This window comes from Halorussus sp. AFM4, from assembly GCF_051194995.1.
Lineage (GTDB): Archaea > Halobacteriota > Halobacteria > Halobacteriales > Haladaptataceae > Halorussus.
The window spans coordinates 49,940-70,911 of the sequence record NZ_JBNTJT010000006.1; the positions used below are offsets into that span (position 1 = coordinate 49,940).

The 20,972-nt window shown below is 72.4% G+C and carries 20 protein-coding genes and 1 pseudogene; 9 read left to right on the plus strand and 12 right to left on the minus strand.

What is annotated here, in order from left to right; all coding sequences use genetic code 11:
* Window positions 1-98 precede the first annotated feature (98 nt).
* Complete coding sequence (locus tag ACQUQF_RS22790; protein WP_435181573.1) at window positions 99-527, plus strand: DUF7576 family protein; 429 nt, start codon at window positions 99-101, stop codon at window positions 525-527.
* A 272-nt stretch (window positions 528-799) separates the two neighbouring features.
* On the opposite strand, the gene dpsA is transcribed toward ACQUQF_RS22790, so the two are convergent.
* Window positions 800-1,330, minus strand: coding sequence for a DNA starvation/stationary phase protection protein DpsA (dpsA, locus tag ACQUQF_RS22795; RefSeq protein WP_435181574.1), 531 nt, complete (start codon window positions 1,328-1,330; stop codon window positions 800-802).
* Window positions 1,331-1,607: 277 nt separating this feature from the next.
* Window positions 1,608-1,778: a hypothetical protein gene (locus ACQUQF_RS22800; RefSeq protein WP_435181576.1), complete on the minus strand. Its 171-nt coding sequence runs from the start codon at window positions 1,776-1,778 to the stop codon at window positions 1,608-1,610.
* A gap of 133 nt (window positions 1,779-1,911) precedes the next feature.
* Here ACQUQF_RS22800 and ACQUQF_RS22805 point away from each other — a divergent pair, with 133 nt between their 5' ends.
* The 3 genes from ACQUQF_RS22805 (at window position 1,912) to ACQUQF_RS22815 (ending at window position 4,725) form a co-directional block, all read left to right on the plus strand.
* Window positions 1,912-2,307 (plus strand): CopG family ribbon-helix-helix protein, encoded by a 396-nt coding sequence (locus ACQUQF_RS22805; protein ID WP_435181578.1) that lies wholly within the window; start codon window positions 1,912-1,914, stop codon window positions 2,305-2,307.
* Window positions 2,308-2,473: 166 nt separating this feature from the next.
* Window positions 2,474-3,505, plus strand: coding sequence for a M48 family metalloprotease (locus tag ACQUQF_RS22810; RefSeq protein ID WP_435181580.1), 1,032 nt, complete (start codon window positions 2,474-2,476; stop codon window positions 3,503-3,505).
* Entirely contained in the window at window positions 3,502-4,725 is a 1,224-nt protein-coding gene (locus ACQUQF_RS22815) for a PQQ-binding-like beta-propeller repeat protein (protein ID WP_435181582.1), read from the plus strand. Before ACQUQF_RS22810 ends, ACQUQF_RS22815 begins: the two co-directional genes overlap by 4 nt.
* Window positions 4,726-4,762: 37 nt before the next feature.
* Here ACQUQF_RS22815 and ACQUQF_RS22820 read toward each other — a convergent pair whose 3' ends face one another.
* Genes ACQUQF_RS22820 through ACQUQF_RS22835 form a run of 4 tightly spaced genes read right to left on the minus strand, consistent with a single transcriptional unit; the run spans window position 4,763 to window position 9,795 of the window.
* Window positions 4,763-6,274 (minus strand): DUF7519 family protein, encoded by a 1,512-nt coding sequence (locus tag ACQUQF_RS22820; RefSeq protein ID WP_435181584.1) that lies wholly within the window; start codon window positions 6,272-6,274, stop codon window positions 4,763-4,765.
* The gene (locus ACQUQF_RS22825) at window positions 6,271-7,833 is read right to left on the minus strand and encodes a DUF58 domain-containing protein (protein WP_435181586.1); all 1,563 of its coding nucleotides are present in this window, start codon (window positions 7,831-7,833) and stop codon (window positions 6,271-6,273) included. The genes ACQUQF_RS22820 and ACQUQF_RS22825 overlap by 4 nt, the downstream gene beginning before the upstream one ends.
* The gene (locus ACQUQF_RS22830; RefSeq protein WP_435181587.1) at window positions 7,830-8,711 is read right to left on the minus strand and encodes a DUF7269 family protein; all 882 of its coding nucleotides are present in this window, start codon (window positions 8,709-8,711) and stop codon (window positions 7,830-7,832) included. The genes ACQUQF_RS22825 and ACQUQF_RS22830 overlap by 4 nt, the downstream gene beginning before the upstream one ends.
* Window positions 8,712-8,739: 28 nt before the next feature.
* On the minus strand, window positions 8,740-9,795 hold the full coding sequence (locus ACQUQF_RS22835) for a DUF4129 domain-containing protein (RefSeq protein ID WP_435181589.1): 1,056 nt from the start codon (window positions 9,793-9,795) through the stop codon (window positions 8,740-8,742).
* A gap of 68 nt (window positions 9,796-9,863) precedes the next feature.
* Here ACQUQF_RS22835 and ACQUQF_RS22840 point away from each other — a divergent pair, with 68 nt between their 5' ends.
* Entirely contained in the window at window positions 9,864-10,943 is a 1,080-nt protein-coding gene (locus ACQUQF_RS22840) for a M48 family metalloprotease (protein WP_435181591.1), read from the plus strand.
* Between the two features lie 826 nt (window positions 10,944-11,769).
* On the opposite strand, the pseudogene ACQUQF_RS22845 reads toward ACQUQF_RS22840, so the two are convergent.
* Both ACQUQF_RS22845 and ACQUQF_RS22850 read right to left on the minus strand, forming a co-directional pair.
* Window positions 11,770-12,249, minus strand: a pseudogene (locus ACQUQF_RS22845) (halocyanin domain-containing protein); the annotation flags it as partial.
* Window positions 12,250-12,253: 4 nt separating this feature from the next.
* The gene (locus ACQUQF_RS22850) at window positions 12,254-13,393 is read right to left on the minus strand and encodes a multicopper oxidase domain-containing protein (protein WP_435181593.1); all 1,140 of its coding nucleotides are present in this window, start codon (window positions 13,391-13,393) and stop codon (window positions 12,254-12,256) included.
* Between the two features lie 197 nt (window positions 13,394-13,590).
* Between ACQUQF_RS22850 and ACQUQF_RS22855 the strand changes: the two genes are divergently transcribed.
* Both ACQUQF_RS22855 and ACQUQF_RS22860 read left to right on the plus strand, forming a co-directional pair.
* Window positions 13,591-13,968 (plus strand): helix-turn-helix domain-containing protein, encoded by a 378-nt coding sequence (locus ACQUQF_RS22855; protein WP_435181595.1) that lies wholly within the window; start codon window positions 13,591-13,593, stop codon window positions 13,966-13,968.
* Window positions 13,965-14,252, plus strand: a complete 288-nt coding sequence (locus ACQUQF_RS22860; protein ID WP_435181596.1) for a DUF7521 family protein — start codon at window positions 13,965-13,967, stop codon at window positions 14,250-14,252. The genes ACQUQF_RS22855 and ACQUQF_RS22860 overlap by 4 nt, the downstream gene beginning before the upstream one ends.
* 54 nt (window positions 14,253-14,306) lie before the next feature.
* Here the strand turns inward: ACQUQF_RS22860 and ACQUQF_RS22865 are convergent, their stop codons facing one another.
* Both ACQUQF_RS22865 and ACQUQF_RS22870 read right to left on the minus strand, forming a co-directional pair.
* Window positions 14,307-14,657, minus strand: a complete 351-nt coding sequence (locus tag ACQUQF_RS22865; protein WP_435181598.1) for a hypothetical protein — start codon at window positions 14,655-14,657, stop codon at window positions 14,307-14,309.
* 103 nt (window positions 14,658-14,760) lie between these two features.
* On the minus strand, window positions 14,761-15,213 hold the full coding sequence (locus ACQUQF_RS22870) for a type IV pilin (protein WP_435181600.1): 453 nt from the start codon (window positions 15,211-15,213) through the stop codon (window positions 14,761-14,763).
* Window positions 15,214-15,564: 351 nt separating this feature from the next.
* Between ACQUQF_RS22870 and ACQUQF_RS22875 the strand changes: the two genes are divergently transcribed.
* Window positions 15,565-17,346, plus strand: a complete 1,782-nt coding sequence (locus tag ACQUQF_RS22875; protein WP_435181602.1) for an ABC transporter substrate-binding protein — start codon at window positions 15,565-15,567, stop codon at window positions 17,344-17,346.
* A 108-nt stretch (window positions 17,347-17,454) separates the two neighbouring features.
* Here ACQUQF_RS22875 and ACQUQF_RS22880 read toward each other — a convergent pair whose 3' ends face one another.
* Window positions 17,455-18,201 (minus strand): DUF7504 family protein, encoded by a 747-nt coding sequence (locus ACQUQF_RS22880; RefSeq protein WP_435181604.1) that lies wholly within the window; start codon window positions 18,199-18,201, stop codon window positions 17,455-17,457.
* A 274-nt stretch (window positions 18,202-18,475) separates the two neighbouring features.
* Window positions 18,476-20,239: an alkaline phosphatase D family protein gene (locus ACQUQF_RS22885; protein WP_435181606.1), complete on the minus strand. Its 1,764-nt coding sequence runs from the start codon at window positions 20,237-20,239 to the stop codon at window positions 18,476-18,478.
* A gap of 184 nt (window positions 20,240-20,423) precedes the next feature.
* Here ACQUQF_RS22885 and ACQUQF_RS22890 point away from each other — a divergent pair, with 184 nt between their 5' ends.
* Window positions 20,424-20,870: a universal stress protein gene (locus tag ACQUQF_RS22890; protein ID WP_435181607.1), complete on the plus strand. Its 447-nt coding sequence runs from the start codon at window positions 20,424-20,426 to the stop codon at window positions 20,868-20,870.
* Window positions 20,871-20,972 lie beyond the last annotated feature (102 nt).

Below are 20,972 nucleotides of genomic sequence, written 5' to 3' on the forward strand. Positions count from 1 at the left end.
ATAGCTACAGAAAGTACAATATTTCACTGATTTCTTGCGTCACAGGAGAACGATACCCCTAGATTTTTGGCCAGAGCACGCCTCTCTCCCGTCGAGAAATGACTGGCAAACTCGGGCACTCCTACAGTCTCGACGACGGCGAGACGATGCTTGACGGGGTCACGAAGACGGTCGCCGCGGTGGTCGGCGAGGACGTCCGGGATCTCCCCGCCCTCTACGACGTTCTGGACCCCGACTGCCTGGAGCGACTCGTCGAGTCTGCCCGCTGCGACCTCCGGGTCTCGTTCACGTACGCGGGGTGCGACGTCGTCGCCGACGGCCGGGGGCTGGTCGCCGCGGCGCCGGTCACCGACGGGACCGGCCGGTCGTTCGGCGAGTGCACCCACTGCGGTTCGGCGTTCGAACTCGACAGCGACTACCCGGTCGCGGTCCGGCAGGCCGACGGCGACGTGACCTTCTTCGCGTTCTGCGACGCCGAGTGCCAGGCCGAGTGGGAGACCCGCAGCCCCCGGGCCGCCGACGACTAGCGCTCGCCCGACCGGCGTCGGACCCGGTAGCGACCGGTCCGGTCGCTCGACGGGCGGCCGCTGTCGGGCGCGGAGCGTCCGCCGCCGTCGCCTCTGGGAACCCGACTGCGACCGACGCCGAGAAGCCAGTCAGTTACCGCAGAAGGAGTGAACCGTTCGGTCCGGACGGCCCCGCGGGGCCGTCCGACGAGGAACGCCGGCCGTCACGGTCCGGACCGCGGGCGGCCGGCGGTGCGACCGTCTCCCGGCGGCGTCGCCGGCGTCCGGCGGCCCTACTGGACGAGGGTGTCGTCCTCGAGGTAGTGGTCGATGACGTGGACGTGCTCCTCGAGGTGCTCGAGGTGCTCGCGCAGCATCTCGGCGGTGGCGTAGTCGCCGAGGTTCTCGGCGAGCTCGATGTGCTCGCGGTAGCTCTCGATGATGTCGCCGTACATCTCGACGTCGTTCTCGAACGAGGTCCGGATGTCGTAGACGTCCTCGTCCTCGGGCTCGACCGTCGCGGCCTCCGAGAGGGTCGTCATGTTCGCGTGCGGGACCCCGCCGATGGCCTGGACGCGCTCGGCCAGCTCGTCGGCGGCTTCCTCGACCTCCTCGTAGGCCTCCTGGAGGAACACGTGGATGTCGTTGTGCTCGGCGCCGGCCACGTTCCAGTGGTGCTTGTGGAGCTGGTGGTACAGCACGTACGCGTCGGCGAGGTCGGTGTTGAGCGCGTCGATGATCTGCTCGGCCTTCTCCCGGTCGAGCCGCACCGGGTTCTCCTCGACGGTGCCTTCCTCCTGACGAACGGTCTTCTGGGTGCTCATTGCGGTCGTAGATTCGACCGCTACCCACTTGAACTTTTCCGTACGAGAACATTTTTTGGGTTTACCTAAAATATAGTCCTCGCGGACGAACTTTCCGTTCGCGATCCCTGTCAGACGTTCGCACTGTCCGCCGGTCGACCCGGTTGCCTGATACCGGTTGGCGTACCTGTGGCTCTGTCGGGATACGGGAACTACCGGGAAGCCGTCACTGCCGTCGACGGCGACTGTTCGACGGTCGGCCCGCTGGAATCGGCTGACAGCAGAGACGGAAAACCAGTTACTCCCGGACGTCGACGGTCACGTCGGTCGCGATCCAGCCGTCGGTGTTGCCCTCCTCGGTGAGGACGCTTCGTCCGGGTCGCGTTTCGAGCAGCGAGAGCGCGGGGGCCTCGGGTTCGCGGTCCTCCTCGGAGATTTCGTCGCGATTCGCCTCGGAACGTGCGGCCATACGCGAGCTTTAGGCAAACCTAAATCTTAAAGGTTCTGGTGCGGCGCCGCTGCCCGGACACGGAGGCGCGCCGGCCCGCCGACCGCCGGCCGAACCCGAAATGCCCAACCCCGCCGGGGAGCAACCCCCGGACATGCGAACCAGTCTCAACGTTCCCGACGAAGTGCTGGCGGCCTTCGACGAGACGTGGCAGGCCCAGGGGCTCGACTCGCGCTCCCGGGCGGTCCGGGAGGCGATGCGCGAGTACGTCGAGTCCCACGCCGAACTCGAGTCGACCGAGGGGCCGGTGACCGCGGTGCTGGCCTACGACTACGAGCACGACGCGGTGATCCACGACCTCCACGCGGTCCAGCACGAGTTCGGCGAGGTCATCACCGCGACCAGCCACGTCCACCGCGGCGACTGGTGCTTGGAGACCGCGTTCTGCCGCGGCCCCGCCGCGAAGGTCCGCGAACTCGTGTACCGGCTCCGGGACTTCGACGCGGTGGCGCGCGTGACCGTGATGACGCTGGGTGCGGACAGGGAGTGACCCGGCACTGAGCGCAGAGGGGTGACGTCGCGGCGGCGGCTGACTGTGGCCGCTCCCGGCGACCCCGGCCCGGATCACCTTGGCGAGAGGACAAGATTTTTGCTCCGCTCCGGAGACCCCTCCGACATGCTCCCCCGAACTCCCCCGCGAACGGAGGTGTCGCCCCGTGGAGTGGCGGTCTGACCGGAGCCTCCAGCTCCGGATGGGGCTGACGCTCGCGTTCGTCCTCCTGCTGCCGTTCGCGTTCGCCTACGTCATGCTGTTCCTGCTCAACACGGTCGGGCTCGAACTCCTCGAGTTCGCCACCGAGCGACCGTGGAACGGCGAGTTCTACGTCGACCCGCTCCTGTTGGTCGGCGCCGTGGTCGTCGGCTTCGCCGCCCAGTACGCCCTCGGCGACCGCGTCGCGCTCCGGTCGGTGGGCGCCCGGCGTGTCGACGCCGACGAGCGCCCCGAGCTTCACGCTGCGGTGACCCGCCTCTCCTCGCAGCTCGACCTCCCGGTGCCCGACCTCGCCGTGAGCCGGACCGACGTGCCCAACGCCTTCACGGTGGGTCGGTCGCCGGCCAGCGCCACGGTCGTCGTGACGACCGGGCTGCTCGACCGGCTCGACGCCGAGGAGCTCGAGGCGGTGCTGGCCCACGAGCTCGCCCACGTCAAGAACCGCGACGTGACCGTGATGACCCTGGCGTTCTTCCTGCCGACGCTGACCTACTTCGTGGCGATGGCGGCGTACGTCGTGCTCCAGGGCGTCTTCCACGTGCTCGGGGGCTTTCGCCACGCTGACGACGACGGCGCGAAGGGACTGGCCGTGGCCATCGTCGTGCTCACGGTCAGCGCGATCCTGACGCTGGCGGTCTCGGCCGCCTTCTGGGTCGGGAGCTTCCTGTTCTTCCGGCTGCTGTCGCGCTACCGGGAGTACGCCGCCGACCGGGGCGCGGTGAGCCTCACCGGCAACCCCGGCGCGCTCGCCTCGGCGCTCCGGACGCTCGACGAGACGATGACGGAACTGCCCGACGACGACCTCCGCGAGCAGGACGGCGGGCTCGAGGCCCTCTACGTCGCGCCCATCGACGCGCCGCAGTTCGGCGCCGACCGCGACCTCATCAGCCGCGACGTGTTCCCCGCGACCCACCCGCCGACCGAGGACCGCATCGAGCGCCTCCGCGAGATGGACCGCGGCCTCGAATCGCGATGACCCGGCGGCCCGACCGTCCGGACGTTCCCTCCTCGTCCCGACGACGGTTTCTGAAAGCGGGCCTCGCCGCCGCCGGCGCCGCGTCGCTCGCGGGCTGCGGCTACCGCCCCGGCGGCGGCGACGTCCGGTGGTCGGTCCAGACGGGGACCGGCGTCTACGCTCCGGACGTCGTACTGGGCGGCGACCGACTGCTGTTCGCGGTCACCCGCTCGCGGCGGTCCTTCGACTTCGGGTCCGACGGGTGGGGCGAGTTCGGGTCGCTGACCGCCTACGACCCCGCGACCGGCGAGCGGCGCTGGGAGCAGGAGACCGACCCGCTCGTGGCCGCGACCGCGAGCGGGGACTCGCTGGTCGTCGGCCACGAGGACGGCGCCCTCTCGGCGTTCGACCCCGGAGGGAAGCGCCGCTGGCGCGCTCCGGTCGACGGGACGCCCCGCGAGGTCGCGGTCGGCCCGGACCGAGTCTACGCGCTCGCTCGAACGGTTGCGTCCGCGTCCGATGGGAGCGAGTCGGACGCCGCCGGCTCCGACGCGTCCGAACCGACCGCGGCCCCGACCGCCGCCCTGCTCGCGGTCGGTCTGGAACGCGGCGAGACCCTGTGGCGCCGCTCGGTCGACGTCCGCGGCGACCGCACGCTCGTCGCCTCGTCGGACGGGGTCTACGCCTGCCGGTACCGGGGCCGGAGCGACCTGTCGGTGGTCGCCCGGTCGCCGGCGGGCGAGGTCCGCTGGCGAGTCGACCGCAGGGCCGGGCCGTCGGGCGGCGAGGGCGCCCCGGTCGTCGCCGACGACACCCTCTACGTTCCCACCGACAACGAGCTGTTCGCGTTCGGCGCGGCCGACGGCCGCGAGCGCTGGTCCGCGACGGTCGCCGATCTGCGCGGGTCGCCCGCGGTCGCCGGCGGGACGGTCTACCAGTCCGGCGCCGCGCTCGCGGCCCTCCGCGCCGACGACGGGCGCGAGCGGTGGACCTTCCGGCCGACGCCGGACGGCGATCGCTCGGCGTGGGGGACGACCGGCGGACTCGCGACGTCGGTGGCGGCGGCGGCCGACGCGGTCTACGTCGCTACTGGCCGCCGGCTCTACGCGCTGGCCGCCGGAAGCGGCGAGGTCCGGTGGCGGGTCGCCGCCGACCTGGCGTCCGACGCGCCGATCGTCGTCGGCAAGTCCGCCGTGGTCCGGACCGAGTCGGGCGTCCTCCGGGCGCACCGGCGGACCTGACCGACCGTCGTTCGATTCCAGAAACGAGTTCCGGGGGTCACTCCCGCTCGAACAGCACCGCGAAGCACAGCACCGCGACCAGCAGCAGCGCCACCGCGAGCCTGGCCCGCCAGGCCGCGGGCGACGGCGAGACCAGGCCCATGACGACCGCGGTCGCGCCGGCCAGCGCGATCCCGCCGGCGCCGACCAGCAGCGTCCCGACCGCGTGGGCGGCCTCGCCGGCCCGGGTCTCGGCCTCGGAGCCGACCTGGGCGCCGAGGTCCACGGCGTTGGTCCCGAGGGCGTGGACCGCCAGCGCGCCGGCGACGCCGCCGAAGACGGCGAGCGCCGACCCGCCGGTCTCGGCGACCGCCAGCGCGGCGACGACCAGCGCGGCCGCGGCCACCGCGAACCCGCTGGCCGAGTCGCGGGCGACCCACGGCGCGACCAGCACCGCGACCAGCCGCCGGGCGACCGCGACCACGAACAGCACGGCCCCGACCGAGCCCGCGACCGTCGCGGTCAGGCCGAGCGACGCCACGGTCTCGCTCCAGTCGGCGCCCACGGTCCCGGCGAGTCCGCCGGCCCGGTCGGGGAGCGCGACCGCGAGCAGGCCGACCGCGACCAGGGTCGCGACCCCGCCGGCGGCGTAGGCCACCGCCCGCGGCGGGTCGGTCCCGGCCCACCCGACGAACAGCGCCTGGAGCCCGCGGGCGGCCAGCACGCCGACGAGCCCGGCGAGCAGGACGGCCAGCGGGACGTGGAGCGCGCCGGTGGCCAGCACCAGCCCGACCACGCGGCCGAACACCGACATCGTCTCGAGGAACCCCGCGAACCAGCCCGGCCCCCACGAGGTGAGCGCGAGCAGGACCTGGAGCCCGAGCGCCGCCCAGTAGGCCCTCGGGAGGTCCTCGATCCGGACGTCGAACCGGTCGAGCGTCGCGGCCCGGAGGTCCCGGCCCTCGGGCAACCACCGGTCGAGCACCGGCACCGCCCAGTGGAGCAGCTCGACGACCGCCAGCACCTCCAGCTGGAGCACGACCAGCATCGCGAGCAGGCTGGACGTGGCGGCGTCGACGACGCCGGCGGTGCCGACACGGACCAGCGCGGCGAGCGCGCCCGAGTGGAGCAGCACCGCGGTGACGGCCCCGATCGACAGCACCGTGGCCGACCGCCAGAGCGCTCGGCCGGCCGGGCGCTCGACCCGCTCGTCGAACGCGACGGTCGCGTTGACGGCGGCCGCCGCGACCGCCGCGCCCGCCAGCAGGGCGACCGCGCCGCCGCCCAGCAGCGCGACGCCCGCGAGCGCGCTCACCCCGGCGACGATGCCCACGCTGCCGACCGCCCGGCGGGCGTTCGTCTCCGACTGGACGGCGCGGACGCCGAGCGCGACGACCACCGCGCCGGCCAGGCTGCCGACCACCGCCGGCAGGCTCCCGTCCGCGGCCCCGAGCGCGAGGCCCGCGAGCACCGCGACCAGCACGGCGACGGTGCCGCTGAACGGGGTGGCCCGGCGCTCGGGGACCCGCTCGGTCGCGTCGTCGGCGCGGGCCCACTCGCGCAGGCTCATCCCGACCACCTCGCGGTGGCCTTCGAGACGGCCGTGCGAATCGGCTCGTCGGGCGACCAGTCGACGACCTGGAGGCCGCCGGACCGGGCCGCGGCGAGCCGCTCGGAGCGCTCGATGCGCTCGAGGGCCGCGCCCGGCGTGGCGCTCTCGCGGGTCGGCGCCGCCCGCGCCCCGTCGGCGGCCCGGCGCTCGCTCGTGACGTCGGGGCTGACGACCGTCACGGCGTGGCCGTAGGCCCGGAACCGCCGGGCGACCTCGACCGCGTAGTCGTCTGCCATCGGCGACAGGAAGACGACCTGGGCGCCGGCCGGCGTGCGCTTGCGGAGCGTGTCGAACCGCGACTCGTTGGCCCGCTTGCGGCGCCTGTCCGAGAAGATCCCGACGTCGAGTTCGTCGGGCGGCGTCGCGTCCTCGAGTTCGGCCCGGACGCGGGCGACCTGTTCGTCGCCGCCCGCGGGGTCGAGGTACGCCTCCTCGGGGCCGAACAGCGCGAGGCCGACCCGGTCGTTGCGCCGGACGAACGCCTCGACGAGTCGCTCGGCGGCGTAGGTGCACAGTTCCACCGCGTCGGGTTCGCCGTCGCGACGGGCGACGTGGGCGAGCGTCCGGGTGTCGACGACGACCAGCACGGTGGCGGCCCGGGTCTCCCGGAAGTCGACGGTGGTGAGCTCGCGGGTCTTGGCGTAGCGCTTCCAGTCGATGCGGCTCATCGGGTCGGCCGGTTGGTACTCCCGGGTGGCGTAGAACTCCACGCCCTCCCCGCCCGAGTCGGTCGTGACCTGGCCGGGGTGCGAGGAGGTGTCGGCCGGCAGCGGGACGTCGTCGGCCCGCGTCCGGCAGGTGATCCGCGCGTCGCCGTCGGGCGCGTCGGGCGTCGCGGCCCGGCGGGTCGTCCGGCGCTCGGCGCTGCCGCCGACGTTGCGGGCCACGAGGGTCGTCTCGCCGAACTCGTGGGTGCCCCGGCGCGCCCGGACCGCGTACTCGAACGTCGCCTCCTCGCCCGGTCGGAGGCTGGTGCAGTGGCGGGGCGACCCGGAGACGACGGCCAGCCGCTCGGGCACGCCGTCGACGACCCGGAGGTCCGGCAGCGGCTCGTCGCCCTCGTTGCGGACCGTCAGGCTGACTTCGACGTCGCGGCTCGGCAGCGGCGATCGGTCCTCGATGACGCGCTCGACCGCCACGTCGAGGGAGGGCGGTCGGGTGCCGTACCGGTAGGCCGCGAACGCGAAGCCCACGACTCCGGCGAGGAACATCGTGGTGTTCTTCGTCAGGATGCCGCCCGCGCCCGCGAGCAGCGCCACGGTCGTGCCGGGGTCCCACCGCGGGCCGACGCGCACGGCGGGCGGTTCGTCGGCGTCGTCGTCCGACGGGTCGCCGCTCACCGTCTCGCCCGGTCGGTCCTCGTCCCGTTCGTCCGCCTCGTCGGCCGCGTCGGAGTCGGGGCCGTCCCGGTCGCGGCCCAGCGCGCTCGGTCCGTTCCGCGAGACGCGGAACGCCGCGGCGTAGATGACCCCGACCGCGCCCACCAGCAGGACGAGCGCGAGCGTCCGCTCGTTCATCGGCCGACCACCTCCCGCTCGGCGTCGGCGGCCTCGCCGTCGGGGGTGACCGCGACGCCCTCGGAGGATTCGGCGGTCCCGCTCGCGTCCTCCGTGTCGACCGTCTCGCTCTCGTCTGCGGCGCCGGCCGTCACGCCCGGTCCGAACACGTCGGTCGGGTCCTCGACGGTCGGTGTCTCGTCGGTCCCGGTGGTCTCGGGGCGCTCGCGGGCCTCGATCCGCTCGCGGCCGCTCACGTCGTCGCGGTCGAGCGCCTCGATCTCGGCGACGGCGTGGCCCGCCCACCGCTCGAAGTGCTCGCCGCTGGCCCAGTCCCGGATGCGGGTCCGGAGCGGCGCGTAGTTGCGCCGGCCGAGGAAGGCCGCCGCGCGGGGGTCGTCGGTCCACGCCCCCGACCCGACCAGGTCGGCGGCGGTCTCGCGGTCGACGTTCTCGACGTCCGCGACGACCGAGATGGCGGTCTGCAGGATCCGCTTGTGGGCCTTCCGGCGCCCGGAGGCGAGGGCGTCGGCCTCGTCGGGGTCGACGTCGAACACCGCGTCGACGTCGTGGCCCGCGGTCCGGTACTCGTCGTAGTAGGCCCGCTCGGGCGGTCGGGCCGGCGTCCAGCGGCCGGAGTGCCCGGCCGCGTCGTCGACCGCGCCGGTGGCGGTCTCGCGCAGCGCCTGCGCGCCGAGCAGGCCGGCCGCCAGGCCGAACAGCACGATGGCGGCCGGCGAGGCGACCGGCCCCGACAGCGGCCGGAACACCGCGGCCGGGAACAGCCACGGCAGGAAGGCAACGCCAAGCGCCAGCGCCAGCGCGGTCCCGCCGAGGGCCGCGAGCGTCCGGGGCCGCTGGAGCCGCGCGACCGCGCGGCCGAGGAGCCGGGCGATCACTCGCCGTCACCCCCGTACCGTCGCGCGGTCATTCGTCGTCCCTCCAGTGGTCGCGGAGCCGGTCGAGCGCCGACCGGGCCGAGTCGGTCCGGGCGTCCCGCGGCAGGTCGCCGTACCGGACCTCCCGGAAGGCGTCGGTGAGCCGCCGGACCGCCTCGTCGGGGTAGCCCCGCCGGACCGCGGCCCGGGCGACCTCGCCGGGCGTCCGGGCGCGGCGGTTGCGCACCGGCACCCGGTCGCGCAGCGCCTCCCAGGCCTCCTCGACGGTCGGGGGCCGGACGTTCTCGGGCTCGGCGGTCCGGCCACCTCCGGCGTTTCCGCTGTCCGTGCTCCCGCGCCCGCCGCCGAGGCTCGGCACGCTGACGCTCCCGAGGCTGGCGAACAGGCCGCCGCCGGCGCCGAGGCCGGCGAGCGCGCTGGGGACCGCGGTGAACGTCGCGGCCAGGCCCCGGGCGCCGATCCGGAGGGCGTCGGCGGTCCCGCGGCCGGCGGCCCCCAGGACGCTCCCGAGCGCGCCGCCGACCGCGCCGGTCAGCGACGCGGCGTCGTCGAGCAGTCGCGGGACGGCGCCCGACAGGCCAACGACCAGCGACATCGTCCGGGTCGGGACGCCGCCGAGCAGTTCGCCGACGGGGGTCCCCCCGACGACGACGGTGAACGGGATCGCGCCGCCGGCCGCGTTGACGGCGAGCACGCCCGACCAGAAGCCGGCGATGGCGAGACCGCCGACGATCGTCAGGCCGGCGAGGACGACGACGCCGAGCAGGTTCTGGCCGCCGCCTCCGCCGACGTCGGCTTCGCCGGCGGCGGTCGTGGTCGTCGCGGTGGCGGTAGTCGTTGTCGCAGTCGTCGTGGTTTCGTCTCGACCACTCGTCGTCGTGCCAGGGGGCGGGGACGTTGCGGTGGTGGGCTGTCGGTCGACGTCGGTGCCGCCTCCGGCGCCGGGCGGTGCGTCCGGGCCGCCGCCGAGGCCGACGCCAGCGGGCTGGCTCCCGAAACCGCTGGCGGGCAGGAGGGTGGCGGCGACTGCGACGGCGAAGACGCAGAGGGCGGCGAGGGCGGCGCGGCGGCGTTCGTGTGCCACGGTTGAGGGGAAAACTTTCAGTCAGATATATCTTCCTCTCCGTCATAGCCCAACTCGACCCGCCCTCCATGTCCCGAGACTCCCCGCCGAACGACCGCTCGTCGGACCGCCCGGCCCTCGGCCGGCGCGTCGCGGCCACCCTTGCGCTCGTGCTGGCCGCCGACGCGCTGTTCGTGGGCGTCGTCGCGTACCTGCTCCGGCCGTGGCTCCTCCCGCTGGTCGGCGGCGGCCTGCCCGGCGGCGCGTGGGCCGCGCTCGTCGCGGTGGCCACGCTCGCGCTCGCGTGGGCCCAGCTCCGGTACACCCGCCGGGAGGCGCTCCGGGCCGCCGACGCCCGGCCGGTCGACGAGTCGGCGTACCCCGACCTCCACGCCCGGCTCCGCCGGCTGGCCCAGACCGCCGGCGTGACGCCCCCGACGCTCGCCGTGGCCGAGACCGACGTCCCCAACAGCTTCACGGTCGGCGACCTGCGCGGCGGGACCGTCGCGGTCTCGACCGGGCTGCTCGACCGGCTCGACGGCGACGAGCTCGACGCGGTGCTGGCCCACGAGCTCGCGCACCTCCAGAACCGCGACGCCGCGGTGATGACGCTGGCGACGTTCCTGCCAGCGCTGGCCAACGACGAGTACTCGCTGTTCTCCGACGCGAGCGGCCCGGTCAGGACGCTCGGGCTCGGCCTCGCCGCCGTCGGCGGGTACGCGGTCAGCACCGGGCTGGTCGACGCGGCCCCGTTCAGCGCCGAGTCGCTGCTGGCGTTCGCCGGCCTGGTCGTGTTCACCGGGCTGTTCGGCGGGGTGGCGCTGGGCCTGCTCGCGCTCCCGGTGGTGGTCCTGAGCGGCCGGCTCTCGCGGTACCGGGAGTTCGCGGCCGACCGCGCCGGCGCATTGCTCGCCGGCGACCCCGCCGCGATGGCCGCGGCGCTGGAGGCGCTCGACGACGACGCGCCCGCCTCGCCGACCGAGGACGCCCGCGCCGCCGGCGTCCGGGAGCTCTGCTTCCTGCCCCACGGCATCGTCCGGACCGAGCCCGCCGACGGCGACGACCCGATTGCCGGCCTCCCGGTCGACGTCGAGACTCACCCCCCGACCGCCGAGCGCGTCGCGAAACTCCGCGACCTGGCGGCGGAGGGCCGGGACGGGTACCGGTAGGTCGGTCTTGCGCTTTCGACGGTCAGATTCTACCAGCGACTTCTCCACTTCGGCGCACGCTGGCGTCTCGGCGAGCGGAGCGAGCCGAGGCTCGCGGGAGCGAAGCACCCACGGCGGACCCTCGTGGTCCGCCAGGCGTGCGAGGGATGAGCAGCACAGCGAACGCAGTGAGCGAGCAGCGCAAGCGGCTGGGGAGGCGTGAGGCCCGCGGTTGCTGTGCGGTTGCGGGACAGCGGTGACGGCAGTAACTAGCTGCTCGGCTCTTCCACAGGTCGAACCTCCGGACAACCGACAGTTCGATTTCGGAGCGCAATCTACACTCTATCCGAGTCGAGCCTACCTGAACCGAACGCCGCCGAGATACAGCCCGTTCGGGACGACGAGCGTTCCGATGGGAGCATCCGATACGTCACCGACACCGCCGCTCCGGAGTCCAGCCGAGCCGAGTTTCTGGACGCCGACGAACGCGAGGGCGAAGCCGAGCAGCCGGCGAGCCGGGGAGGTCCCGACGAGGCGAACCGGCCCGAGCGAGCGCGCCGGACCGCCGGGGGAGTCGGTCTCGGACGTCGTCGGCGGTTCTCGGCGCGGGACGGTACGTCCTCGCGCGGCCGAGGAACTGAGCGAGGCGTGCGGTCGGAGGGGCGGAGACGATTGAACGGAGCGCGAGAGACAGAGACTGATTGCGACGGCCGCCGTCACTGGATCGCTACTGCTTCCTCCTGTCCGGGTCGCGCCCGAACAGCACCAGCGCGAAGGCGAGCGGCGAGAGCAGGCCGGCGAGGACGCTGCCGCCGACCGCGTACTCGGTGGCGCCCAGCGAGACGCCGCCGGCGGACTCGGCCGACGCCGCAGCCTCGTCGCCCACGACCACGGCACCCTTCATGCCCATCGCTTTGTGCGGAACGCAGGCGTACTTCGTGATTCCGGCCTCGTCGAACGTCTGCTCGAAGGTGTGGCCCTGCTCGCCGGTCAGCTTGCTCTCGAACGAGCCGTCCTCGGCCACGACGTTGTGGCTGCCGCCCTTGCCGGTCCACTTCCAGATTACGGTGGTTCCGGGGTCGACGCGAACTGCTGCGGGACCGAACGCGAAGTTCCCGTTGTTGCCCGCAGCGCCGACCGCCACGGTGACTTCCGACTGACCAGTTTTGTCGACGATCCCGTCGTAGTTCGAGACGCCTTCGAACCACGACGAGAGGTCGCCGCCCGACTGGGCCGCCGCCGGGCCGGCAAACCCTGTCGCGGCTGCGGTCGCCGTCGCCGCTGCGCCGACCTGTATCGCGCGCCGGCGGGTGTATTCTCGGGTCATCGTCCTACCCCTGGTAGCCGGCGTACTCCATCAGCTGGGCGAAGATGTCGGTGTCCATCGCCGACTCGTAGACGACGCCGTTGAGCATCCCGCCGGGGTACGACCGGCCGTTCATGACGTGGTTGACCTTGTGGCAGTGCATCAGGTAGATGCCGGGGTCGGCGTCGGCCTCGAACTCGATGGTGTGACGCTCGGCGGGCGCGATGTTGGTCACGTCCATGTCGTGGCGGGCGGCCTCCGGGATCACGCCGCCGTCCTTCTCGACGCGCCGGAACCGGTGGTTGTGGATGTGCATCGGGTGGGACATGTACCCGCCGTTGACCATGTGCAGCCGGACCGTCTCGCCCCGCTTGACGATGATCGGCGAGCCGTCCTCGGGGTGGAGGGTCCGGGGCGCGGACTTGCCGTTGATGGTGAAGACGTCGGGGTTGCGCTTGCGCGGGTTGTAGCTCGCGCTCTCGCCGGCCATCATCCGCGAGAGCGAGGAGTCCCACTCCTTCAGCGTGAGGAAGTACTCCCTGTCGGCGGGCTCGTACCCCTTCGGGTCGACCCGGAAGATGCCGAACATGCCCATCTCGATGTGGCGCGGGGTCTGGTAGTGGCAGTGGTAGAGGTGGGTGCCGGGCACGTTCGCCGGGATCTGGTAGGTGTGCTTCTCGCCGGGCTTGACGGTGATGCCCGTCGTCGTGGGCACGCCGTCGTTCTCCCACGTCTTCTGGACGCCGTGGAAGTGGAGCGTGTGCGGGCGCTTGCCCTCGGTGTTGTCGAGGGTGACCTCCATGTCCTGGCCCTCGGTCGTCCGGAGGATGGGGCCGGGGACGCTGGGGTCGCCGTCGTCGGCCTGGAACGCCCACACCTGCGGCAGCTCCACCGGCCCGCCCATCGAGTCGAGCGGGTGGACCGCGTGGGTGGCGGGCTGGGACTTGAGCGTGACTTTACCGCCCTGTTCGTCGACGTTCACGATCTCCGGCGGGCTCGTGGACGGGAGCGAGGTCTGGGACTGCATGGCTCGCTGCTGTGTCGCGGGTCGGTCGCGGCCGCTCGGGGCCGTACAGCCGGCGGCGGCGGCCAGGCCGCCCGCGCCGGTCGCCTTCAGAAAGTCGCGTCGCGACGGGCCGTCTCCGGGGGCTCCGATGTCGGTCATTGGTACAGTTCCACCTTCGATGGGCTACTTAAAGAGCGCCGGCGGTGATTCCCACGAGCTGGGAGGCCGGTTGAACATGTTCGGTGCGGTGGGCGGTCTCCGACCCCGGGCGAACACGTGCGGCCGAGACCCGGAGGCGGCGCGGCGGTCGCTGAAGTCGAACCAGTTATGTGTTCCCTGTCGGAAGGTGCGAACGGATGGTTCGAGACCCGGTCGGCGTGGAGGACGCGCCGGACCTCCAGGCGGTCCTCGACGCCCTCGACGACCCGGACTGCCGGGCCATCGTCAGACAACTCGACGAACCCATGACAGCGAGCGAGATCTCCGAGGCGACCGACATCCCGCTCTCGACCGTCTACCGCAAGCTCGACGCGCTGACCGAGGCGTCGCTGCTCTCGGAGCTGACCGAGGTCCGCAGCGACGGCCACCACACGACCCGCTACGACCTCGACTTCGAGGAGGTGACGTTCGCGCTGACCGACGACCGGGAGCTCGACGTGACCGTCTCGCGGCCGTCCCGCACGGCCGAGGAGCGGCTCGCGGACATGTGGTCGGAGGTGCGCAAGGAGACGTGACGGGGGACGTGCTCACGGTCACGGTGCTCGTGGTGGTGCTCAAGACCGTCACGCTCGCGCTCGGCGGGCTCACCACCTTCTTCGCCTACAAGGCGTACCGCCGGACCGAATCGCCGGCGCTGGGCGCGCTCGCGCTCGGCTTCGGCGTCGTCACGCTCGGCGCGTTCCTCGCCGGCATCGCCGACCAGGTCGTCGGCGTCGACCGGACCCTCGTGCTGGTCATCGAGAGCGCGCTGACCGCGGCCGGCTTCGCCGTCATCACCTACTCGATGTACGTCGAGTAGGGTCGCCCGCCCGGTGTCCGCGAGACGTGCCGCGCCCGGCGGGCGCGGCCGGCCTCACGCCGCGCCCGACTCCCGCAGGTAGAGGTAGACCGAGAGCCCGAGGAAGGCGACACTCAGCGCGCCCGTCAGCAGGCCGACGCTCCGGTACTCCATCCCGCCCAGCAGCCAGAGCACCCCCAGCGTGCCGACGTACACCGCCGCGAGCAGGTAGAGCATCGCCCGCCAGTAGCCCGTGAAGAAGAACAGGACGCCGACGACGAACAGCCCGGCCACGACGTAGAACCGGGGCTCGTCGGCCGCGGCGGCCAGGTAGACGTGGACCCCGGCGAGCGCGAGCGCGAGCAGCGCCACCAGCCAGTCGAACGCCGTCTCGCGCCCGCCGTGGGTCGCGCGTCCGATGCTCATCGGCGGCCCTACGACGTGCCCGGTTATGTGTCTGTTTCCCGGTCGCACCGCCGCGTTCCGGTTCCGGCCGGTGCCGGTCCCGGTGGCGTTCGGCCGGGTCCGCTCACACCGTCGCGCTCCGGTCGGCGACCACCACCGAGTCGCCGCCCCTCACCGCGATGACCGTCACCGTCACCCGGTCGCCGTCTCCGATCTTCGGCGACTCGAAGCGACCGACGCTGCCCGTACTCACGGACACGCCGGTGTCGTCGACCACCACTCGGTCGCCCACGCCGTCGAGTTCGACGGTCCGGCGCTCGCCGCGGACCTGGACCCTGACCTTGAGCGTCTCGGCGCCGGCGGTCGTCAGCCACGTCACCGTCACCCGGTCCTCGCTCGTCGAGTAGTCGACGGTCGCGGTGGCGTAGGCGCCCTGTTGACTGCCGGCGAGGCCGAACACCTGGGTCCCCGCCGCCGTCGCCAGTACCACCGTGATGCCGACCATCAGGACCGCGCCGACGGCGGGCGAGGTGGCCCGGTCCTCCGGCAGCGAGTCGGCGAGACGTGTTCGAGTCATTGAGTCGTTCGGCGGAGCCTCGCGCGGACGACACTTTGTTATGCGCGGACTGTCGGTGCGACGGGAGGGGTCGCGCCGAACGCAGCGTGGCGCTGCCGTCGTTCCAGGGGAGCCTGTTCGGGCGTACGCTCGGCGTACCCGCTCGGTCACCGCCGTCGGGGCCCTCCGGGCTCGATTTCCCCGCGGGTCGCCGTTGGTTCACCGGACGGGCGCGTTCGGTTTTCCCGCGACCGGGTTTCTTTTTGGCCGACTCCGGCAAAACTCGCGACAACTCCGCCGGTTTTACCAAAAAGCGACTTCCGAATTATAAATAATTAACTACATATGCCGCTCCGTGGTCCTTCTATTTGCATGTCCGAGAAATCCAACATGTCCCGCCGCTCGTTCCTGAAGGCGACCGGCGGGGCGGCATCGGCGGTCGCGCTTACGGGTACCGCGGCGGGTCAGGAGACGACGACCCAGCAGGGGGGTGGCGGCGGCACGCTGAACCTCATCAACACGGGCACGATGAGCACGCTCGACCCCATCAAGGCGACCGACACCGCTTCGGGGACGGTCATCCAGAACGTGTTCGACGCCCTGATGAACTATCCGAACGGGGAGATCGAGGTACAGAACCAGCTGGCGACCGGGTACGAGACCTCCGACGACTTCACCACGTACACGTTCAACCTGAAACAGGGCGCGCAGTTCCACGGGGACCACGGCGAGGTCACGGCCCAGGACTTCGTCTACTCGTGGGAGCGGCTGGCCGCCTCCGACCAGTCCCGACGGGCGTACTTCATCCTCGACTCCATCGGCATCAAGCACGAGACGACCCAGCAGAACGGCGAGGAGGTGTACAAGCCCGGGTCGCTCGCGGTCGAGGCCGTCGACGACTACACCCTCCGGTTCTCCATGGAGCAGCCGTTCCACGCGACGCTCCCGATGCTGGCGTACACGTCGTTCGCCGCGGTGCCGGAGGGCATCGTCGGCGACATCGAGGGGTACGAGGGCCAGATGAGCCACCAGCAGTTCGCGACCGAGAACCCCATCGGCGCCGGCCCGTTCGAGTTCGACCACTGGTCGCCCAACGACGAGGCCGAGGTGCGCGCGTTCGATAACTACCACGGCGAGGGGCCCAACCTGGACGCGGTCAACTGGCGCATCATCGAGGACGACAACGCCCAGTACACCTACGCGATGAACAAGAACGCCGACTACTTCCCGATCCCGACGACCTTCTTCAACCCGTCGAAGCTCAACGTCGAGCGGACCGACGACCTGGGTCGGGACGTCGGCACGTACGGGCCGGTCCGGAACGGCGAGACGCTCAACTACCTCGGGGTGTCGACCATCAGCGCCTACTACCTCGGCTTCAACACGAACCGGGTTGAGAAGCCCGCCCGGCAGGCGGTCGCGCACGCGATGAACCAGCTACAGCTGGTCGAGCAGGTGTTCAAGGGGCGCGGGACGGCCGCCTACCACTTCACGCCGCCGAACATCTATCCGGGCGGTCCCGACGCCTACGACCAGCACGCCAAGCAGAACTACCCCTACGGGTACAACCGGACGCAGCTCGACAAGGCCAGGCAGGTGATGGAGGACGCCGGCTACGGGCCGAACAACCGCTACCAGTTCAAGCTCACCATCTACGAGTCGAACGTGTGGCAGCAGGTGGCACAGCTCCTGCGCGACAAGCTCGCCAGCGCTCACATCCAGTTGACCGTCGAGCGGGCGCCGTTCTCGACGCTGCTCCAGCGCGGGCGCGAGGGCAACCTCCAGGCGTACTCGCTGGGGTGGATCATGGACTGGCCCGCGCCCGACAACTTCCTGCAGCTGCTCAACCCGCCCCAGACCGACACCTCGAAGGACGCGCCCATCTCGTACGTCAACTGGTCGGACACCGAGGCCGCCCAGCAGGCCACGCAAGCCTGGCAGACCATCCAGAACAATCCCGCGCCGACCGACCAGGCCCAGCAGGCCCGCAACGAGGCCTACGTGAAGATCGAGGAGGCCAACTGGCAGGACGTGGTGTTCCTCCCGGTCTACCACCAGACCGACGAGCGGTTCTGGTACCAGGACCTGAACGTCGAGAAGTTCGGCGCGGCGGGGCCGAGCCGCCAGATGTACAACACGACCGACTTCCAGTAGCGGCGCGGCTCGCTTCTCATCTTTCGCGGACGGGACTCCGGCGACGGGCGGACGAGTACGAGCGATTGCGCCGGTCGGTCCCCAGTGCGGGCGACCGTCGACAGCCCGTCACAGCGGCGTCCACTCGGTCGTGATGTCGCGGGTCGGGACGTGCCAGCGCTGCTGGGCGTCGTGGTCGCGGTCGGCGGCGTCGACCGCCCGGAGCTCGATGACGGCGTCGGTCGGCTCGGCCAGCGCCCGCACCGGGTCGGCGTCGCGGGCGGCCGGGAGGACGTAGTGGGCCATGGCGCGGTGGTCGCGGACGCGCTCGCCGACCGCCTCGAGGCACCGCCGGACGACCTCGACCCCGTAGTGGTCCAGCAGCGGGGCGAGCGAGTCGACGCCGACCCGGAGGTCGGCCGGCGAGAGGTGTTCGGCCGCGCTCGCGGCGCCCTCGATGGCCTCGACGAGCGCCCCCTCCAGGCCGCGCAGCTCCGGGTCGGTGATACGGGTCTCCCGGACGTCGGCGAGCTCCGGCGGGAGTTCGGCGTCGGCCGCGGTCGACCGCGGGACGCCCGCGTGGGTCACCAGCCGGGTCGTCTCGGCCAGCGGGCGCGGGGGTTCCCCGGGGTCCGGGAGCCGGTTCGCGACCCCCGCCGGCGTCGCGTCGGTGACGGCCAGCACCCGGTGGCGCAGCACGTCGGGGTCGCCGAACAGCTGGGCGCTCGCCCGCGTGAACACCTCGCGGGGCGCGTCGCCGACGACCAGGAGGTTGCAGCCGGTCGCCTTCAGCTCGTTCAGCAGCGACAGAAACGCCGCGGTGTCGTCGGGCGGCAGGTCGTCGGGGGCCCGCCGGGTGTGTCGTCCCGTCACCATGGTGTATTGTTACTCCGTTTCCATCTTCCGCGTTATAAAATTTCCTCTCGGACCGCCGTTCATCCAACGCCGCCCCGTCCGAATCAGGGCCCGGCACGCGCGACGGCTCGCCACCGACCGGTGCGGAGTCGGGCCCGACCGAGGTGGGCTCAGGTCCGAACGCGGGGGAGTAGGAACCGAACGCGGGGGAGTAGGAACCGAACGCGGGGGAGTAGGAACCGAACGCGGGGGTCGGACCCCCTGGATCATCGCGGGTGGGCCCGGCGACAGCGCGTCAGAGGATCCCGTCGTCACCGCCGCCGGGGTCGGTGCGCTGCAGCTCGACCGAGCCGGCCGGGACCCGGTACCGACGCAGGAGCCGTCTGGGCGCGTCGGCCGAGTCCTCGTCCCGGTCGACGTGGTAGCCCGAGTAGACCAGGCGGTCGCGCCCGACGTCGACGACCGCGTACCCCCAGTGGCTGCTGTCGAACCACTCGACGTGGGGGTTGCCGGCCTTGAGCGCCCCGACCACCGTCTCGGTGCCGTTCTCGGGGAACTCCCCGAGCGCCACGAGGTTGTCGCTGCTGACCGCGGGCGCCATGAACTCGACGCCGGCGGGCTCGCCGGGCCCGACGTCCGACAGGCCGTCCTCCCCGCCGACCAGCTCGTAGTCGGTCAGCAGGTAGGCCGCGAGGTAGCTGTGCATGTCGCCGGTCAGCGCCACCAGGTTGTCGACGCCGGCCTTCGAGAGCCGCGTCAGGACCCGCTCGCGCTCGGACTGGTAGCCGTCCCACGCGTCGGCGTTGACCGTCACCTCGCCGCCGTCGACGAACCTGAAGGCCGACGCCAGCACCTCGTTGCCCCAGAGCTTCCATCTTGCGTTCGAGCCGGTCATCCCGTCGAGCAGCCACCTCCGCTGGTCGTCGCCCAGCATCGTCCGGCCCGGCTCCTCGGCCGCGGTCTTCGCGGGGACCGACGAGTCGGACTCGTCGGGCTCGGGCGGCGGCGACCGGTAGAGCCGCTCGTCGGTCACGAACAGCGCCGCCAGGTCGCCGAACCGGAACGACCGGTAGAGCCGGAAGTGCTCCCTGATGGCCTCGGGCGAGAGCCCCGACCCGTCCTCGGCGGGCGGGTCGTACTTCACGCGCGCGGGAACGTACTCGGTGTAGGCCCGGATGCCCGCGACGTACAGCTCCCGCATGAACTCCGGGTCGTCGCCCCGCGGGTGCTCGGTGGTCTCGGGGGCGTCGGTCTCGTAGTTCCACCACCGGTCCGCGACGATCTCGTGGTCGTCCCACGTGTGGATCATGGTGTGTCGCCGGAGCGCCCGCCGGAGCAGGTCGTCCGAGCGGTACGTCCGGTAGAGGTGCCGGAAGTCGGCCAGGTCCTGTGCCTGGTGCTCGCCGCTCGGCAGGTCGATGGCCCGGTCGTCGGGGCCGTCCTCGCCGCCGTACTCGTAGATGAAGTCCCCGAGGTGGACCAGGAAGTCGACGTCGGCCTCGGCGATGTGACCGAACGCGCCGAAGTAGCCGTGGCGGTAGTCGTTGCACGAGGCGACCGCCAGCCGGAGCGAGTCGGGGCTCGCGCCCGGTTCCGGCAGCGTCCGGCACCGGCCGACCTCGCTGGCGTCGCCGTCGTAGACGAACCGGTAGTAGTAGCGGCTGTTCGGGCCGAGTTCGCCGTCGACGTCCGCGGTGACGGTGTGGTCGCGCTCGGGCCCGAACCGCTCGGGCGGGACGGTCCCGCGGTAGACCGGGTCCTCGAACGCCTCGTCGCGGGCCACCTCGACGGCCAGCGGCGTCTCGCCGTCGTAGGCGTCGGGGTCGAGCCGGGTCCAGAGCAGCGCGCCGCTCGGCGTGGGGCCGCCGCTCGCGACCGACTGGGGGAACACCGACGTCGCCGCCTGGCGGTCGACCGCGAACGTCCCGGGGTCGGCGGCGTCCGGGTCGGCCCGTGCGGCGACCGCGTCGGCGGCCGACAGCGTCGCCACCGCGCCGGAGAGGCCGGCCGTCCCCGTCGCTCGCAGAACGTCTCGTCTGGAGGGCTGGTCGTCGGGCACGGACGCTGCGACGCCGCGCAGCCGCTTAAGCGTGGGGGCGGCGATTACGGGGTCCTCAGCCGGCTCGCGACCGGTTTCCCGGGCTTCGAGGTCAGCCGACCGTCGGGTAGTTTCCGGCTCTCCGTCGGCTGGTACAGCGAAGTCGATTGTTTTATTGATTAGGATAGATCATCGCTGCCAACACATGGACCGAGCACTCGCAGTCGTCGACGCCGACGCGTCCACGAAGCGACTCGTCCGGGAGGCGGGCGAACTCGCCGCCGCCGTGGGGGCCGAACTGGTGTTGCTGCACGTCACGACCGACGAGGAGTACGAGGACAAGCGCAAGGCGATGGAGTCGGTCCCCGACCGGTCGGTCGTCTACTCCGCGCCGGAGGCCCGCGAGGGCGCCGAGCAGTTCGCCGCCGACGTGGGCCGCGAGGCGCTCGACGGGGTCGACGTCTCGTGGGAGGCGGTCGGGGCGGTCGGCGACGAACAGGAGCAGATCCTGCGCACCGCCGAGGGCCGGGACTGCGACCACCTGTTCATCGCGGGCGAGAACCGCTCGCCGGCCGGCAAGGCGCTGTTCGGCGACCTCACCCAGTCGATCATCCTCAACTTCGACGGTCCGGTGACCGTCGTGACCGAGTAGCGACGGCCCGGTCGCGGTCGTGACCGAACGGTCGACGGTCCCGCCGCCGTCGTGACGCAGCAGCCGACCGCGACGACCCAACGACTTTCCTCCCGGCGGCCG